Below are 15295 nucleotides of genomic sequence, written 5' to 3'. Positions count from 1 at the left end.
CGGCCGTACCGCCGTAGCGGCACGGGGTTCGAGCCGGCCGGATGCGCCCAGGTCCGCCGGACGCGCCCTAGTCCGCCGTCAGCACGAACGACGTCTGCGCCTTGGCGAAGCCGGGCACCTTCGCCTCCACCAGGTACGTCCCGGGCCCGGCCTTCCCCGCCGGAGGCGTCGCGCAGTGCGGCGCGCTCGGCCGGCGGTCCCACTTCACGGTGTACGTGAAGGTCTCCCCGGCCGGCACCCGGTACAGCAGGCTCCCGGACACCTTCGGGCAGTCGTCCGACGCCCAGTAGTCGTCCGTGGCCCCGGCCTGAGTGAGCGTCAGCACCGCGCTCTTCGGCCCTAGGTCGAGCTTGCAGTCACTGCCGGAGCCGTTCTTCGCCGTGATCCGGAACGTCAGCGTCTCCCCCGGCGCGTAGCTGTTGCGGACGCTGCGCAGCGTCAACGTCACCACGCTGGGCGTGCAGTTGGGCAGCGTGGTCCCGGTCGGCAGCGTCGTCGCCGCGCTGCCGCCGCCGACGCCCTCCCCGACGGTGCCCGCGCTCACGGACGCGTCACCGTTGCCGTCGCCGCCCCCGGAACCGCCCGAGCCCGCCGACCCGCCGGACCCGGAGCCGTCGCCCGCGGAGGACCCGGACGACGACCCGCCGGTCCCCGAGCCCCCGCCGTTCGACTCGTCGCGCCCGCCCGGGTGTTGGCTGATGGCGGGTCCCGATCCGGAGGGCCCGGGCGTGATGGAGGAGGCGGGATTCTTGCCGTCGTCCCCGTCGGCGCCGTTGTGGCCGCCACCGCCGCCCGAGGTGACGATCCAGGTGATCAGGAGCGCCAACAGGGCGATCACGGACACCAGTACAACCCTCCGTCGCCAGTAGATGGAGGAGGGAAGCGGCCCGACCGGATTGCGCAGAGATCCCACGGCGCAAACTGTACGAGAGATCTTGGCGTTCGCCGTTCTCACCCGCCGCCCGCGGCGCAACTTTTCCGGATCATCATCCCGGTTCCCGCGGCGAGTTCCGCTCCCTGCGGCCCCCACCCACCCGTTGATCGCGGTGCGTGACGATGGCGGCGCGCCCGGCACGGACAGTGAGCGGACCCCGCACGGATTCGCGATCGCGCGCCTTGCAGCTCTGGCCACGGCTCGCCCCGCGCCGTCGACCCCCCGGCGGCCGACCCCACCCCGTCGGGTGACGGTACGCACGCGTGCACCCCTGTCGTGGCAGGATCGAAAGGCCATGACTGCGCCCACGAAGCCCCCGCACGGCACCACCGCCCTGCCCCCCGCCGCCGCGATCGCCCCCCACACCGCCGCCGACCCCGCAACCAACGCCGACACCGCAACCATCGCCGACACCGTCCCCGGCCCGGCCCCCGCCGAGCCGCCGTCCGCCGGACCGGCGCCGGGCGGAGCGCACCTGCACTCCCCCGTCGTCGACTGGTTCGAGGACAACGCCCGCGACCTGCCCTGGCGCCGCCCCGAGGCCGGGGCGTGGGGCGTGATGGTCAGCGAGTTCATGCTCCAGCAGACGCCCGTCAGCCGGGTCCTGCCCGTCTACGAGCAGTGGCTCGCCCGCTGGCCCCGCCCCGCCGACCTGGCCGCGGAGGCCCCCGGCGAGGCCGTCCGCGCGTGGGGCCGCCTCGGCTACCCGCGGCGCGCGCTGCGCCTGCACGGCGCCGCGGTGGCCATAACGGAGCGGCACGGCGGTGACGTACCGGCGGACCACGCGCAGCTCCTCGCGCTGCCCGGCATCGGCGAGTACACCGCCGCTGCGGTCGCCTCCTTCGCCTACGGACAGCGGCACGCCGTCCTGGACACCAATGTCCGCCGGGTGTTCGCGCGCGCGGTGACGGGCGTGCAGTACCCGCCGAACGCCACCACGGCCGCCGAGCGCCGGCTGGCCCGGGCGTTGCTGCCCGAGGACGAGCGGACGGCCGCCCGCTGGGCCGCCGCCTCCATGGAGCTCGGCGCGCTGGTGTGCACCGCGAAGAACGAGAGCTGCCACCGCTGCCCGATCGCGGCCCAGTGCGCCTGGCGGCTCGCCGGCAAGCCGGAGCACGCCGGTCCGCCACGGCGCGGGCAGACGTACGCGGGCACCGACCGTCAGGTGCGCGGCAAGCTGCTCGCCGTACTGCGCGAGGCGCACGCGCCCGTGCCGCAGTCCGCGCTGGACCGGGTGTGGCACGAACCGGTGCAGCGTGCGCGGGCGTTGGACGGTCTCGTGGCGGACGGTCTGGTCGAGCCGCTGCCGGGCGGTCTGTACCGGCTGCCGCACAGCTGACGCACGGCCGTCCGACAGCGGACGCACCACCGGCAACGGCCGTACCGCGTCCGTGACACGGCCGTCGTCACAGCCGAACCGCCGGACAAATCGCCTCATAACCCCCTCAACAGCCCCATCCCCTTACCCCGTTACCGCGGCTGTTACACAACCGACGGACAGCTGAGCGCTGGCCGCAGGCTGCTTCGGACAGCGCCGTGACAAGTGCTCCGTAGCTTCTCTTCCGTGGCCGCCACCGACGCGGGGGCCACGGACCTGAAGCAGGAACCGGCCGGGGGCAGCCCGCCGGAAACGGGGAACTTTTCGGAGGCGGTTGATCATGGCGCAGGGCGAGGTGCTCGAGTTCGAGGAGTACGTCCGCACCCGGCAGGACGCGCTGCTGCGCAGCGCCCGCCGGCTGGTCCCGGACCCGGTGGACGCCCAGGACCTGCTCCAGACCGCGCTGGCCCGCACCTACGGCCGCTGGGAGGGCATCGCCGACAAGCGGCTCGCCGACGCCTACCTGCGCCGGGTCATGATCAACACCCGCACGGAGTGGTGGCGCGCCCGCAAGCTGGAGGAGGTGCCCACCGAGCAGCTCCCGGACGCGTGCGTGGACGACGCCACCGAGCAGCACGCGGACCGCGCCCTGCTGATGGACGCGATGAAGGTCCTCGCACCCAAGCAGCGCAGCGTCGTGGTCCTGCGACACTGGGAGCAGATGTCCACGGAGGAGACCGCCGCGGCCCTCGGCATGTCGGCCGGAACGGTCAAGAGCACGCTGCACCGGGCGCTCGCCCGGCTCCGCGAGGAGCTGGAGGCGCGCGACCTGGACGCACGCGCGCTGGAGCGTGAGGAGCGGGAGCGTTGCGCGGCGGCTTGACCGACCCCGGGCCCACCCCGGACCGGCCCGGGACCACCCGGGCCCCCGGGGCCCTGCAGGCGGCAGGCACGGCAGTGGCCGTGCTCGCCGCCCTGGCCTTTTTGGTCTCCGCGTGCGCGACCGGCGGCACCGGCGCCCGTGACGAGGGCCCGGCCCACGCCGACGGGGTCGCGGGCAGCGCCAAGGTCTCCGCCTCGGCCGCGCCCAGCGACACACCCGACCGGGTGGACGCCGTGCGGCTGATCAAGCAGGACCCGGCGGTCTCGGCGGAGGTCAAGCGCGAGCTCAAGCCGTGCGTCGGCGACGAGTACCCGATCGACGTCTCCTACGGCGACCTCACCGGCGGCTCCGCGAGCGACGTCGTCGTCAACATCCTGACCTGCAGCGACCCGGTCGGCGTCGGCGCCTACGTGTACCGCGAGCGCGGCGGCCGCTACGAGAACGTCTTCAAGGCCGAGGAGCCGCCGGTCTACGCCGAGATCGACCGGGGCGACCTCGTGGTGACCAAGCAGGTCTACGAGCGGGGCGACCCGGTCTCCAGCCCGTCCGGCGAGAACGTCATCACGTACCACTGGAGCGCGGGCCGCTTCACCGAGGCGTTCCGCACGCACAACGACTACAGCAACGTCGTCGGCGGCGACGCGACACCCGCCCCCGAGAGCGGATGAGCGGGGTTCGCGACAATTTCCGGGTGGGCGTGAACCGATCGGGGCGCCGGATCCGATGAGGACAGTGAACGCACCGCGCACCGCGGACGTCCCTCTGAGGGGATCCGCGGGGGACGACCGAGATCCACACGAGGACCACGAGGACTGAGAGCACCGGGATGGCAGACCAGACACACGTCCTGTTCGTCGAGGACGACGACGTCATCCGCGAGGCCACCCAGCTCGCCCTGGAGCGGGACGGCTTCGTCGTCACCGCCATGCCCGACGGGCTGTCGGGCCTGGAGGCGTTCCGCGCCGACCGCCCCGACATCGCCCTGCTGGACGTGATGGTGCCCGGCCTGGACGGCGTCAGCCTGTGCCGCCGCATCCGTGACGAGTCCACCGTGCCGGTGATCATGCTGTCCGCGCGCGCCGACTCCATCGACGTGGTCCTCGGCCTGGAGGCGGGCGCCGACGACTACGTGACCAAGCCGTTCGACGGGGCCGTGCTGGTCGCCCGCATCCGGGCGGTGCTGCGCCGCTTCGGGCACGCGGGCGGCGGTGACCGCGCCGAGCCCGAGGCGGCCGCCGACGGCGGACTGCTGACCTTCGGGGACCTGGAGGTCGACACCGAGGGCATGGAGGTGCGCCGGGGCGGACAGCCGGTGGCGCTCACCCCGACCGAGATGCGGCTGCTGCTGGAGTTCTCCTCCGCCCCGGGCACGGTGCTCTCCCGGGACAAGCTCCTCGAGCGCGTCTGGGACTACGGCTGGGGAGGGGACACCCGCGTGGTCGACGTCCATGTGCAGCGACTGCGGCAGAAGATCGGCCAGGACCGCATCGAGACGGTCCGCGGCTTCGGCTACAAGCTGAAGGCCTGAGCGGAGCAGGGGATGCGGGGGATGGTGCGGCACCTGGTTCCGGCCCACGGGGAACGCGCGGGCATCCGGACGGGCCTGCGGTGGAAGCTGAGCGCGGCGATCGCGCTGGTCGGTGCGCTGGTGGCGATCGCGCTGAGCCTGGTCGTGCACAACGCCGCCCGGGTGTCGATGCTGGACAACGCCCGTGACCTCGCCGACGAGCGGGTCCGGATCGCCCAGCGCAACTACGAGCTCTCCGGCCGGCCGAACTTCCCCAGCGTCAAGATCGACGATCCGCGGCTGCCGGCCGAGCTGCGGCAGAAGGTCGAGGACGGCCGCCGGGCCACGTTCGTGGCCGACCGGGCGGGCGGGGTGCCCGACATCTGGGCGGCGATGCCGCTCAAGGACGGGCACGTGATGTCCCTGCACACCGGCTTCACCGACCGCAGCACGGACATCCTCAACGACCTCGACCAGGCCCTGGTGATCGGCTCCATCGCGGTCGTCCTCGGCGGCAGCGCGCTCGGCGTGCTCATCGGCGGGCAGCTCTCGCGGCGGCTGCGCAAGGCGGCGGCCGCGGCGAACCAGGTCGCCAAGGGCGAGACGGACGTGCGTGTGCGGGACGCGATCGGCGGGGTCGTCCGCGACGAGACCGACGACCTGGCCAGCGCGGTGGACGCCATGGCGGACGCCCTCCAGCAGCGGCTGGAGGCCGAGCGCCGGGTCACCGCCGACATCGCGCACGAGCTGCGCACCCCGGTGACCGGGCTGCTCACCGCCGCCGAGCTGCTGCCGCCCGGGCGGCCGACCGAGCTGGTGCTGGACCGCGCCAAGGCGATGCGCACGCTCGTCGAGGACGTGCTGGAGGTGGCCCGGCTGGACGGCGCCTCCGAGCGGGCCGAGCTGCAGGACATCATGCTGGGCGAGTTCGTCACCCGGCGGGTCGCGGCGAAGGACCCGGACGTCGAGGTGCAGGTGGTGCACGAGTCGGAGGTCACCACCGACCCGCGCCGGCTGGAGCGAGTGCTGTTCAACCTGCTGGCCAACGCCGCCCGCCACGGCAGACCGCCGATCCAGGTCACCGTCGAGGGCCGCGTCATCCGGGTCCGTGACCACGGCCCCGGCTTCCCCGAGGCGCTGCTCGCCGAGGGCCCGAGCCGCTTCCGCACCGGCAGCACCGACCGCTCCGGGCACGGGCACGGCCTCGGTCTGACCATCGCCGCGGGCCAGGCCCGCGTCCTCGGCGCCCGCCTCACCTTCCGCAACGTCCGCCCCGCCGGCGCCCCCGACCACATACCGGCGGAGGGCGCGGTCGCCGTGCTGTGGCTGCCGGAACACGCCCCGACCAACACGGGCAGCTACCCGATGCTGCCGCTCCCGGGCGCGGCCTCGCCGCCGGGACCGCGACCCGGCCCACCGGTCGGGCCCCGGCCCCTCGGCTCGTAGGAGAGGGCGGCAGGGACAGGCGAAGGCCCCCGGGGCGGACACCCGCCGGGGGCCTTCGGTGTGGGGAGCCGGAGCCGTCCGGCTCAGACCGCTTCGACGACCGGCGGCTGGGGAGCGGCCTCGGCCGGCGCGTCCTCGCTCTTGGGGCCCGCCCCCTTGAGCGGCACCTCCTTGACGAAGACGGCGGCGACCAGGGCGACCACGGCCACCACGGACCCGAGGACGAAGGCCGCGTGGGTGCCGTCGGACACGGCGTACTGGTAGGCCTCGCGGGCCGCGGCCGGCAGCTTCGCCAGGCTGGCCGCGTCGAGCTGGGCGGACTGCTCGGTGATCTTCGAGCCGATCGAGCCGGCCCGCTCGTTCATGACGTCCTGGACCCGGTGGTTGAACAGCGCGCCCATGATCGCGACGCCGAAGGAGGAGCCGAGCGTACGGAACAGGGTGGTCGAGGAGGACGCGACGCCCATGTCCCGCATCTCCACGCTGTTCTGCGCGACCAGCATGGTGATCTGCATCAGGCAGCCCATGCCGAGGCCGAGGACCGCCATGAACAGGCCGGAGGTGAGCCGGGTCGTACCGGTGTCCATCGTGGACAGCAGGTACAGGCCGACGATCATGAAGGCGCTACCGACGATCGGGAAGACCTTGTAGCGGCCCGTGTTGGTGGTGATCCGGCCCGCGATCATGGAGGTGACGAGCATCGCGCCGAGCATCGGCAGGAGCAGCAGACCCGAGTTGGTCGCGGACGCGCCCTGCACGGACTGCTGGTAGAGCGGCAGGAAGAGGGTCGCGCCGAACATCACGAAGCCGGTGATGAAGCCGATGACCGACATGAGGGTGAAGTTGCGGCTGCGGAAGATGTGCAGCGGGACGACCGGCTCGGCGGCCTTGGTCTGCCAGAACACGAACCCGACCAGCGCGGCGACGCCGATGCCGATCAGCTCCATGATCCGCGCGGACGTCCAGGCGTACTCGGTGCCGCCCCAGGTGGTGACCAGCACGATCGAGGTGATGCCGACGGTCAGCAGGATCACGCCGAGGTAGTCGATGCCCGCCTTGGAACGCTTCTTCGGCAGGTGCAGCACGGCGCTGATCAGGCCGAGGGAAAAGATGCCGAGCGGCAGGTTGATGTAGAAGGCCCAGCGCCAGCCCCAGTGGTCCGTGATCGTGCCGCCGACGAGCGGTCCGGCGATCATCGCGACCGCCATGACGGCGGCCATCATGCCCTGGTACTTGCCGCGCTCGCGGGGCGGGATCAGGTCACCGATGATCGCCATGACGCCGACCATCAGACCACCGGCGCCCAGGCCCTGCACGGCGCGGAAGCCGATCAGCTCGCCCATGTTCTGGGCCATGCCGCTGAGCACGGACCCGATCAGGAAGAGCACGATCGAGGTCATGAAGGTGGCCTTGCGGCCGTACATGTCGCCGAGCTTGCCCCAGATCGGCGTGGCGGCGGCGGTCGCGAGGGTGTACGCGGTCACCACCCAGGAAAGGTGTTCGAGCCCGCCGAGGTCGCCGACGATCGTCGGCATCGCGGTGCCCACGATCATGTTGTCCAGCATCGCGAGCATCATCGTGATCATCAGTGCGAGCAGGACCACCCGCACGCTCTTCGGCTGTTTGCCTTCGCTGGTCCCGGCCGCCACGGCCGGCTGTGTGTCCGCCATCTCTTCCCACTCCCCCAGGGCTGCTACTTACTTGCCGCCCGGCTAGTTCAGTACACTGGGAAGGTAGACCTGTCACTAGCCGGTCGTCAAGTAAGTTTCCGGAGGGCACACCTGCCGGGCGGCACACACGCCCCCGCGGGCACCCACGTTCTCGCGGGGACGCGAGGAGTACGAGGATGGACGTCACCATGGACGACGACGGCACCAAGCAGCAGCGACGCGGGAACACCCGCCAGCGCATCCAGGACGTGGCGCTCGAACTCTTCGCCGAGCAGGGCTACGACAAGACGTCGCTCCGCGAGATCGCGGAGCGGCTCGATGTGACGAAGGCGGCCCTGTACTACCACTTCAAGACGAAGGAAGAGATCCTCGTCAGCATCTTCGAGGACCTGACGCAGCCGATCGAAGACCTGATCGAGTGGGGCCGGGAGCAGCCGCACACCTTGGAGACCAAGCAGGAGATCGTGCGGCGCTACGGCCAGGCGCTCGACGACGCCGCCCCGCTCTTCCGCTTCATGCAGGAGAACCAGGCGACGATCCGCGAGCTGCGCATCGGCGACTCCTTCAAGAGCCGGATGCAGGGTCTGCGGGAGATCATCATCGATCCGGACGCCCCGCTGACCGACCAGGTCCGGTGCATCAGCGCGCTGTTCACGCTGCACGCCGGCATGTTCGTGCTGCAGGACCTGGAGGTCGACCCCGAGGAGAAGCGCGCGGCCGTCCTCGAGGTCGCCATCGATCTGGTGACCCAGGCCCACCAGGGCGGCTGACCGGGTCACTCACCCCGCCCGAGGGGTCAGACGGTGACGCCCTTGGCGCGCAGGAAGCTGACCGGGTTGACCGCGGAGCCGTAGTTCGGCGTCGTGCGGATCTCGAAGTGCAGGTGCGGGCCGGTGGAGTTGCCGGTGTTGCCGGACTTGGCTATGTGCTGGCCGGTCTTCACGACCTGGCCGATCTTGACGTCGATGCGCGAGAGGTGCGCGTACTGCGAGTAGACGCCGTTGGCGTGCTTGATCACGATGGCGTTGCCGTAGGCGGGGCCGTCACCGGCGCCGTTGCCGCCGGCCTTGACGACGGTGCCGCCGTGCGCGGCGACGACGTTGGTGCCGATCGGCACCGCGAAGTCCTGGCCGCTGTGCTTGGCGACCCAGTGACTGCCGGACTGGGCGAAGCCCGCGGACAGCTCGTAGTGCTTGACCGGGTCGACCCAGGAAGCGGCCTTCTTGCTGACGGCCGTCACGGTGGTGTGCTCGGCGGCCGTCGCCACTCCGCCGCCCAGCACGACCGCGGTGGCACCCAGGGCAGCGGCCCCGACGGCCACGCGGGTGCGAAGCAGGGACGTACGGGAAGAGCGGTTCATGGCACGGAGGAACATCGAAACCTCATGAGGTCGGGAGCGGGGGTCACCCCCCGGGGCGAGGACGCCTGCCGGGTGGGCCACACCTTGGTAACCCGCGCTCCCATCCCCGCCCAAACGTGTGACCTACGACGGAAAGTAGTACGTGAACGCAGAACTTTCCCACTTCTTGACAGAGGGGTTCCTAGCGCTCATTCCGTGCAGTACGGCGAAAACGGGCACAGGGGTCGACGCCTTCTGTCCGATTTGCCCCACTCTGTGGGGCGACTATTCCCACTAGTACTACCGAATCCGGCTGTGCGGCATGTCACCGGGGACCGTGATCCATGACGTCGAAGAGGTGACCCGGGCCACCCTCCTGACGGTCCGTCATGACGCCCCGGCCGATGGCCGGATGGTGACCGCGGTCACCAGCGGGACCCCATTCGGTGACGCACGCCTCTAGCGCCCTACCGTCCAGTAACCCTACGGTTCCCCTCGCGCCACCCTCGCCGACGAACATGCACACGACACAGCAGCGTTGAACGGGAGAGGACCCCCACATGACCCACAGACGTGCCTGGCTGCGCGACGCCTCGGTGACCGTCGTCTCCGCGTCCGCCCTCGTGGCCCTGGCCGCCCCGGCCGACGCGGCGACGGACACCGCGCCCGCCCGCACCGCGGCCACCGCCACGGCCGCCGCGGCGGACGTCGACTACGCCACCTGGCAGCAGGACTGCCGCGCCGTCATGGACCAGGCCCTGCCGTACCTGAAGCAGCGCATCGCGGCCGCCACGCCCGGCGAGAAGCAGGCCATCGTCCTGGACGTCGACAACACCGCGCTGGAGACCGACTTCGGCTTCAGCTTCCCGCAGCCGGCGAACCGTCCGGTCCTCGACGTCGCCCGCTACGCCCAGGAGCACGGCGTCTCCCTGTTCTTCGTCACCGCCCGGCCCGGCATCATCGCGCTGCCCACCGAGTACAACCTCGAGCACGACGGCTACGAGGTCTCCGGCCTCTCCGTCCGCGGCCTGTTCGACCTGTTCAAGAACGTCGGCGCCTACAAGACCGCCCAGCGCGTCGGCATCGAGAACAAGGGCTACACGATTATCGCGAACATCGGCAACAGCGCCACCGACCTGTCGGGCGGCCACGCCGAGAAGACGTTCAAGCTGCCGGACTACGACGGTCAGCTGTCCTGACGGCCGTCCTGGCGCCCCAGGAGCCCGGAGACAGGGAAAAGGGCCGGCCCCGGGACATGTGTCCCGGGGCCGGCCCCTCGTCCGTTCAGGCCGAGCGCGGAGGCTAGGCCTCCTTGCTCAGGTTCGGCCCGGCACCGCCGGCCGCCTGCTCGATCGGCGGGACGTCGGGCAGCGCCGACTTCTCCTCGCCGCGGAAGGTGAAGGTCTGGGTCTCGCCCTCGCCCTCGGTGTCCACGACCACGATCTGACCGGGGCGGACCTCGCCGAAGAGGATCTTCTCCGACAGGGTGTCCTCGATCTCCCGCTGGATCGTGCGACGCAGCGGCCGCGCGCCCATCACGGGGTCGTAGCCCTTCTTGGACAGCAGCTCCTTGGCGGCCTGGGACAGCTCGATGCCCATGTCCCGGTCCTTCAGGCGCTCGTCCACCTTGCCGATCATCAGGTCGACGATCCGCAGAATGTCCGCCTGCGTGAGCTGCGGGAAGACGACCACGTCGTCGACGCGGTTGAGGAACTCGGGGCGGAAGTGCTGCTTGAGCTCGTCCGACACCTTGTTCTTCATGCGCTCGTAGTTGGTCTTCGTGTCACCCGAGGCTGCGAAGCCCAGGTTGAAGCCCTTGGAGATGTCCCGGGTGCCGAGGTTGGTCGTCATGATGATGACCGTGTTCTTGAAGTCCACGACCCGGCCCTGGGAGTCGGTCAGGCGACCGTCCTCCAGGATCTGCAGCAGCGAGTTGAAGATGTCCGGGTGGGCCTTCTCGACCTCGTCGAAGAGGACGACCGAGAACGGCTTGCGGCGCACCTTCTCCGTCAGCTGGCCGCCCTCCTCGTAGCCCACGTAGCCGGGGGGCGAACCGAAGAGGCGCGAGACCGTGTGCTTCTCGCTGAACTCCGACATGTCGAGGGAGATCAGCGCGTCCTCGTCGCCGAAGAGGAACTCGGCGAGCGCCTTGGACAGCTCGGTCTTACCGACACCGGACGGGCCGGCGAAGATGAACGAGCCACCCGGGCGCTTCGGGTCCTTCAGACCCGCACGCGTACGGCGGATCGCCTTCGACAGCGCCTTGACGGCGTCGTTCTGGCCGATGACCCGCTTGTGCAGCTCCTCCTCCATGCGGAGCAGGCGGCTGGACTCCTCCTCGGTCAGCTTGAAGACCGGGATGCCGGTGGCCGTGGCGAGGACCTCGGCGATCAGCTCGCCGTCGACCTCTGCGACGACGTCCATGTCGCCGGCCTTCCACTCCTTCTCCCGCTTGGCCTTGGCGGCCAGGAGCTGCTTCTCCTTGTCGCGCAGGGAGGCGGCCTTCTCGAAGTCCTGCGAGTCGATCGCGGACTCCTTGTCCCGGCGGACCGAGGCGATCTTCTCGTCGAACTCGCGCAGGTCCGGCGGAGCGGTCATCCGGCGGATGCGCATCCGGGAACCGGCCTCGTCGATCAGGTCGATCGCCTTGTCCGGCAGGAAGCGGTCCGAGATGTACCGGTCGGCCAGGGTGGCGGCCTGGACCAGCGCCTCGTCGGTGATGGAGACGCGGTGGTGCGCCTCGTACCGGTCGCGCAGGCCCTTGAGGATCTCGATGGTGTGCGGCAGGGACGGCTCGGCGACCTGGATGGGCTGGAAGCGGCGCTCGAGGGCCGCGTCCTTCTCCAGGTGCTTGCGGTACTCGTCCAGCGTGGTCGCACCGATGGTCTGCAGCTCACCGCGGGCCAGCATCGGCTTCAGGATCGAAGCGGCGTCGATGGCGCCCTCGGCGGCACCCGCACCGACCAGCGTGTGCAGCTCGTCGATGAACAGGATGATGTCGCCGCGGGTGCGGATCTCCTTGAGCACCTTCTTCAGGCGCTCCTCGAAGTCACCGCGGTAGCGGGAGCCGGCGACCAGGGCGCCGAGGTCCAGCGTGTAGAGGTGCTTGTCCTTCAGCGTCTCGGGGACCTCGCCCTTGACGATGGCCTGGGCGAGGCCCTCGACGACGGCGGTCTTGCCGACGCCGGGCTCACCGATCAGCACCGGGTTGTTCTTGGTGCGGCGGGACAGCACCTGCATGACCCGCTCGATCTCCTTCTCGCGCCCGATGACCGGGTCGAGCTTGGACTCACGAGCGGCCTGGGTGAGGTTCCGGCCGAACTGGTCGAGGACCAGGGACGTCGAGGGGGTGCCCTCGGCAGGGCCGCCGGCGGTGGCGGTCTCCTTGCCCTGGTAACCGGAGAGCAGCTGGATCACCTGCTGCCGCACGCGGTTCAGATCAGCGCCCAGCTTGACGAGGACCTGGGCGGCGACGCCCTCGCCCTCGCGGATCAGGCCGAGCAGGATGTGCTCCGTGCCGATGTAGTTGTGGCCCAGCTGAAGGGCCTCGCGGAGCGACAGCTCCAGGACCTTCTTGGCACGGGGGGTGAAGGGGATGTGGCCGGACGGGGCCTGCTGGCCCTGGCCGATGATCTCCTCCACCTGCTGGCGGACCGCCTCGAGCGAAATCCCGAGGCTCTCAAGGGCCTTGGCGGCGACACCCTCACCCTCGTGGATCAGGCCCAGGAGGATGTGCTCGGTGCCGATGTAGTTGTGGTTGAGCATCCGGGCTTCTTCCTGAGCCAGGACGACAACCCGCCGCGCGCGGTCGGTGAACCTCTCGAACATCGTTAATCGCTCCTCAGAGCGGTCAGGCAGTGGGGGGAACTTCCCCTCCCTGTCCTTCCGCAGCTTAGTCCCGCAAGCGGGGACCGCTCATTCCAACTGCCGACACCGTCGATGGCCTCCTGACCCCGAACGCCGACATCTGCTCCAACCCGATGGTGCGAGACGATGTTCCCGCAGGCCAGGCAGATACCCCACTCGCCACTACGCCGATGGCGAACGTGAGACGGCCTTTCCCGCGCGTCGCCCCCTCCCACTAGGGATGTCTTACCCGCGCGCACAGACACTCCATGCCGCGCACCCCGGTTCCCTCCGCTACGGGCGAACAACCTTGCGCCTCCCCACACCCCCGCGCGCCCCCCTGCTCGACACCGTGCGCACTCGTACGGGCACCCAGCGTAACTCGACGGCCCTTCGAGCGGTTGGCGCTGACATGACTGGCTCAGCGCTGAAGACCGTCACCGGAGCGGCCTCGAAGGTCCCACAGGCATCGCAGACCCTGGTGGCCACATGGGCCCCGGCAGCCCCGGCAGCCCCGGCAGCCATGCGAACCCCGTCCGTCACTCCGCTCATCCCCGGCCCTCTCCTCCCGTACCCCCGTCGGCCGCAGGACCCGGACGAGCGGATCCGCGGCTGGTACGAGAACGACCTGGGGTGGGCGACCGTGCCCGGAACGCCGGTACGACTTATCGCGGGCCGGCGCTTCGACGTCCTGGACGTGCCCGCCGCGGCCGGATACGCGGCCCTGCGGCGCCTGGCACCCGGCAGGGCGCCCGTGGCCGTGCGCGGGCAGCGGATGTGGCTGCTGGTGGCCGCGGGCAGCGCGGAGGAGCTGCCGGGCGTCCTGCGGTGGCTGGAGTGGGGCGGCCTGCCGCTGGACATCACGGCGATCGGCGCGGGCGGGACGATCGAGGCGCCCCTGCCGCCCGGACCGCCGGGGGCGGGTCCACCGGGCCAGGGCGTGGGCGTACGCGGACCGAGCCCGTGGGGACCGGACGCCAGGAGGCCGGAAGGGCCTGCGCAGGGGGCCGCCGTGTGGCTGCGGCCCCCCGGGGCCGGGTGCGAGGTCGAGGCCTCGCTGCCGACGGTGTCGGCACTGCCGACGCCGGGGGCCACTGAGGGCGCCCCCGATCTCGTACGGCTGGTGGACACGGTGGCGACCGAGTGTCACCGCGTCCGACTGCGACGCGCCGGCGCTCAGCCGTTGGCCTTCTCGTAGGCCTCACGGATGGCCGCGGGAACCCGGCCGCGGTCGTTGACCTCGAGGCCCTGCTCCTTCGCCCACGCGCGGATGGCAGCGGTGTCCTGGCTGCCACCGGAAGCGGCACGGGTCTTTCCGCGTCCGCCCGAGGAGCGGCCTCCGGTACGACGGCCACCCTTCACATAGGGGTCGAGAAGGCCGCGCAGCTTGTCCGCATTCGCAGTCGTGAGATCGATCTCGTACGTCTTGCCGTCCAGCGCGAACGTCACGGTCTCGTCGGCCTCGCCACCGTCGAGGTCGTCGACAAGAAGGACCTGAACCTTCTGTGCCACCGGATTTCCTTTCATCGATAACGTGAGGGCCGGGGGTCCGCGGCGTCCGCCGTTTCGCCGCTTCCCCCTTATATGCAGTACTGCGTTACGTCGGAAAGCAAACCGCTTTTGCCGAGAAAACACAAACCCCCGGCAGAGACCGACCTCCCGGCACCCAGCGGGAAACGTACGCGTTTCGGACATAGGGGCACGTGGGGAAGACACGGGAAGGGCACGGCGAAGACAGGGGGAACGGCACGGGGAAGGACCGGCGAAGGGTGGAATACACCGGATCGACGCTTCGCCGATCCCCGGCGATCACAGATGCAGAAGCATCCGGCTGTTGCCCAAGGTGTTCGGTTTCACCCGCTCCAGCCCGAGGAACTCCGCGACGCCCTCGTCATAGGAACGCAGGAGCTCGGCGTAGACATCGGTGTCGACGGGCGTCTCGCCGATCTCCACGAAGCCGTGCTTGCCGAAGAAGTCGACTTCGAAGGTCAGACAGAAAACGCGCCGGACCCCGAGCCAGCGCGCGGTGTGCAGCAACTTCTCCAACAACTGGTGGCCGACGCCGGCGCCCTTGAGGCCGGGCTTCACGGCCAGCGTGCGCACTTCCGCCAGGTCTTCCCACATCACGTGCAGGGCGCCGCAGCCCACGACCTCGGCGTTGTCGTCGCGTTCCGCCACCCAGAACTCCTGGATGTCCTCGTAAAGCGTCACCGTCGCTTTGTCCAGCAGGATGCCCGCACGGACGTACGCGTCAAGGAGACGCCGTACGGCCGGGACATCGCTCGTCCGGGCCCGCCGGACGGTGATGGCTTTAGCGGGGACTTCGGGACTCTCTGCGGACATGCACGGACG

General features: G+C 70.7%; 14 protein-coding genes. 8 read left to right on the top strand and 6 right to left on the bottom strand.

The features are described 5' to 3' along the window. Positions 1-67: 67 nt before the first annotated feature. Positions 68-913 (bottom strand): hypothetical protein, encoded by an 846-nt coding sequence (locus E4U91_RS19555; RefSeq protein ID WP_137308058.1) that lies wholly within the window; start codon positions 911-913, stop codon positions 68-70. 316 nt (positions 914-1229) lie between these two features. On the opposite strand from E4U91_RS19555, the gene E4U91_RS19550 reads away from it, so the two are divergent. The 5 genes from E4U91_RS19550 to cseC all read left to right on the top strand — a co-directional run bounded on the left by E4U91_RS19550 (position 1230) and on the right by cseC (position 6088). Further along, on the top strand, positions 1230-2273 hold the full coding sequence (locus tag E4U91_RS19550) for an HhH-GPD family protein (protein ID WP_241678633.1): 1044 nt from the start codon (positions 1230-1232) through the stop codon (positions 2271-2273). Between the two features lie 319 nt (positions 2274-2592). Next, positions 2593-3135: a SigE family RNA polymerase sigma factor gene (locus E4U91_RS19545; RefSeq protein ID WP_067241044.1), complete on the top strand. Its 543-nt coding sequence runs from the start codon at positions 2593-2595 to the stop codon at positions 3133-3135. Then, a complete protein-coding gene (locus tag E4U91_RS19540; RefSeq protein ID WP_241678632.1) occupies positions 3120-3803 on the top strand; it encodes a hypothetical protein in 684 nt (227 codons plus the stop codon). The genes E4U91_RS19545 and E4U91_RS19540 overlap by 16 nt, the downstream gene beginning before the upstream one ends. A gap of 158 nt (positions 3804-3961) precedes the next feature. Continuing rightward, positions 3962-4663 carry a two-component system response regulator CseB gene (gene cseB / locus E4U91_RS19535; RefSeq protein ID WP_137303228.1) on the top strand — a complete coding sequence of 234 codons (702 nt, stop codon included), beginning with the start codon at positions 3962-3964 and terminating at the stop codon, positions 4661-4663. A 12-nt stretch (positions 4664-4675) separates the two neighbouring features. Further along, entirely contained in the window at positions 4676-6088 is a 1413-nt protein-coding gene (gene cseC / locus E4U91_RS19530; protein ID WP_137308057.1) for a two-component system sensor histidine kinase CseC, read from the top strand. Between the two features lie 83 nt (positions 6089-6171). On the opposite strand, the gene E4U91_RS19525 is transcribed toward cseC, so the two are convergent. After that, positions 6172-7758, bottom strand: a complete 1587-nt coding sequence (locus E4U91_RS19525; RefSeq protein ID WP_137308056.1) for an MDR family MFS transporter — start codon at positions 7756-7758, stop codon at positions 6172-6174. Positions 7759-7934: 176 nt separating this feature from the next. Between E4U91_RS19525 and E4U91_RS19520 the strand changes: the two genes are divergently transcribed. Further along, complete coding sequence (locus E4U91_RS19520; RefSeq protein WP_137308055.1) at positions 7935-8528, top strand: TetR/AcrR family transcriptional regulator; 594 nt, start codon at positions 7935-7937, stop codon at positions 8526-8528. A gap of 26 nt (positions 8529-8554) precedes the next feature. Here the strand turns inward: E4U91_RS19520 and E4U91_RS19515 are convergent, their stop codons facing one another. Further along, on the bottom strand, positions 8555-9133 hold the full coding sequence (locus tag E4U91_RS19515) for a M23 family metallopeptidase (protein ID WP_137308054.1): 579 nt from the start codon (positions 9131-9133) through the stop codon (positions 8555-8557). 524 nt (positions 9134-9657) lie between these two features. Between E4U91_RS19515 and E4U91_RS19510 the strand changes: the two genes are divergently transcribed. Then, positions 9658-10296, top strand: coding sequence for an HAD family acid phosphatase (locus E4U91_RS19510; protein ID WP_137308053.1), 639 nt, complete (start codon positions 9658-9660; stop codon positions 10294-10296). Between the two features lie 103 nt (positions 10297-10399). On the opposite strand, the gene E4U91_RS19505 is transcribed toward E4U91_RS19510, so the two are convergent. Next, the gene (locus E4U91_RS19505) at positions 10400-12925 is read right to left on the bottom strand and encodes an ATP-dependent Clp protease ATP-binding subunit (protein WP_137308052.1); all 2526 of its coding nucleotides are present in this window, start codon (positions 12923-12925) and stop codon (positions 10400-10402) included. 541 nt (positions 12926-13466) lie between these two features. Between E4U91_RS19505 and E4U91_RS19495 the strand changes: the two genes are divergently transcribed. After that, on the top strand, positions 13467-14141 hold the full coding sequence (locus tag E4U91_RS19495; RefSeq protein WP_137308051.1) for an SCO3374 family protein: 675 nt from the start codon (positions 13467-13469) through the stop codon (positions 14139-14141). Here the strand turns inward: E4U91_RS19495 and E4U91_RS19490 are convergent. Both E4U91_RS19490 and E4U91_RS19485 read right to left on the bottom strand, forming a co-directional pair. Then, a complete protein-coding gene (locus E4U91_RS19490; protein ID WP_137308050.1) occupies positions 14120-14455 on the bottom strand; it encodes a histone-like nucleoid-structuring protein Lsr2 in 336 nt (111 codons plus the stop codon). The genes E4U91_RS19495 and E4U91_RS19490 overlap by 22 nt on opposite strands. A 297-nt stretch (positions 14456-14752) precedes the next feature. Further along, positions 14753-15286, bottom strand: a complete 534-nt coding sequence (locus E4U91_RS19485; protein ID WP_067240731.1) for an amino-acid N-acetyltransferase — start codon at positions 15284-15286, stop codon at positions 14753-14755. Between the last annotated feature and the right edge of the window lie 9 nt (positions 15287-15295).

This window comes from Streptomyces lasalocidi (genome assembly GCF_005280215.1).
GTDB classification, from domain to species: domain Bacteria; phylum Actinomycetota; class Actinomycetes; order Streptomycetales; family Streptomycetaceae; genus Streptomyces; species Streptomyces longwoodensis.
Note: the sequence above shows the minus strand (reverse complement) of the source record. Positions and strands in the feature narration are given on the sequence as shown.

Coding starts and splice junctions, on each gene's coding strand:
- E4U91_RS19495 (WP_137308051.1), top strand. CDS start 13,467: ATGCGAACCCCGTCCGTCACTCCGCTCATCCCCGGCCCTCTCCTCCCG.
- E4U91_RS19550 (WP_241678633.1), top strand. CDS start 1,230: ATGACTGCGCCCACGAAGCCCCCGCACGGCACCACCGCCCTGCCCCCC.
- E4U91_RS19505 (WP_137308052.1), bottom strand. CDS start 12,925: ATGTTCGAGAGGTTCACCGACCGCGCGCGGCGGGTTGTCGTCCTGGCT.
- cseC (WP_137308057.1), top strand. CDS start 4,676: ATGCGGGGGATGGTGCGGCACCTGGTTCCGGCCCACGGGGAACGCGCG.
- E4U91_RS19510 (WP_137308053.1), top strand. CDS start 9,658: ATGACCCACAGACGTGCCTGGCTGCGCGACGCCTCGGTGACCGTCGTC.
- E4U91_RS19485 (WP_067240731.1), bottom strand. CDS start 15,286: ATGTCCGCAGAGAGTCCCGAAGTCCCCGCTAAAGCCATCACCGTCCGG.
- E4U91_RS19545 (WP_067241044.1), top strand. CDS start 2,593: ATGGCGCAGGGCGAGGTGCTCGAGTTCGAGGAGTACGTCCGCACCCGG.
- cseB (WP_137303228.1), top strand. CDS start 3,962: ATGGCAGACCAGACACACGTCCTGTTCGTCGAGGACGACGACGTCATC.
- E4U91_RS19520 (WP_137308055.1), top strand. CDS start 7,935: ATGGACGTCACCATGGACGACGACGGCACCAAGCAGCAGCGACGCGGG.
- E4U91_RS19515 (WP_137308054.1), bottom strand. CDS start 9,133: ATGTTCCTCCGTGCCATGAACCGCTCTTCCCGTACGTCCCTGCTTCGC.
- E4U91_RS19525 (WP_137308056.1), bottom strand. CDS start 7,758: ATGGCGGACACACAGCCGGCCGTGGCGGCCGGGACCAGCGAAGGCAAA.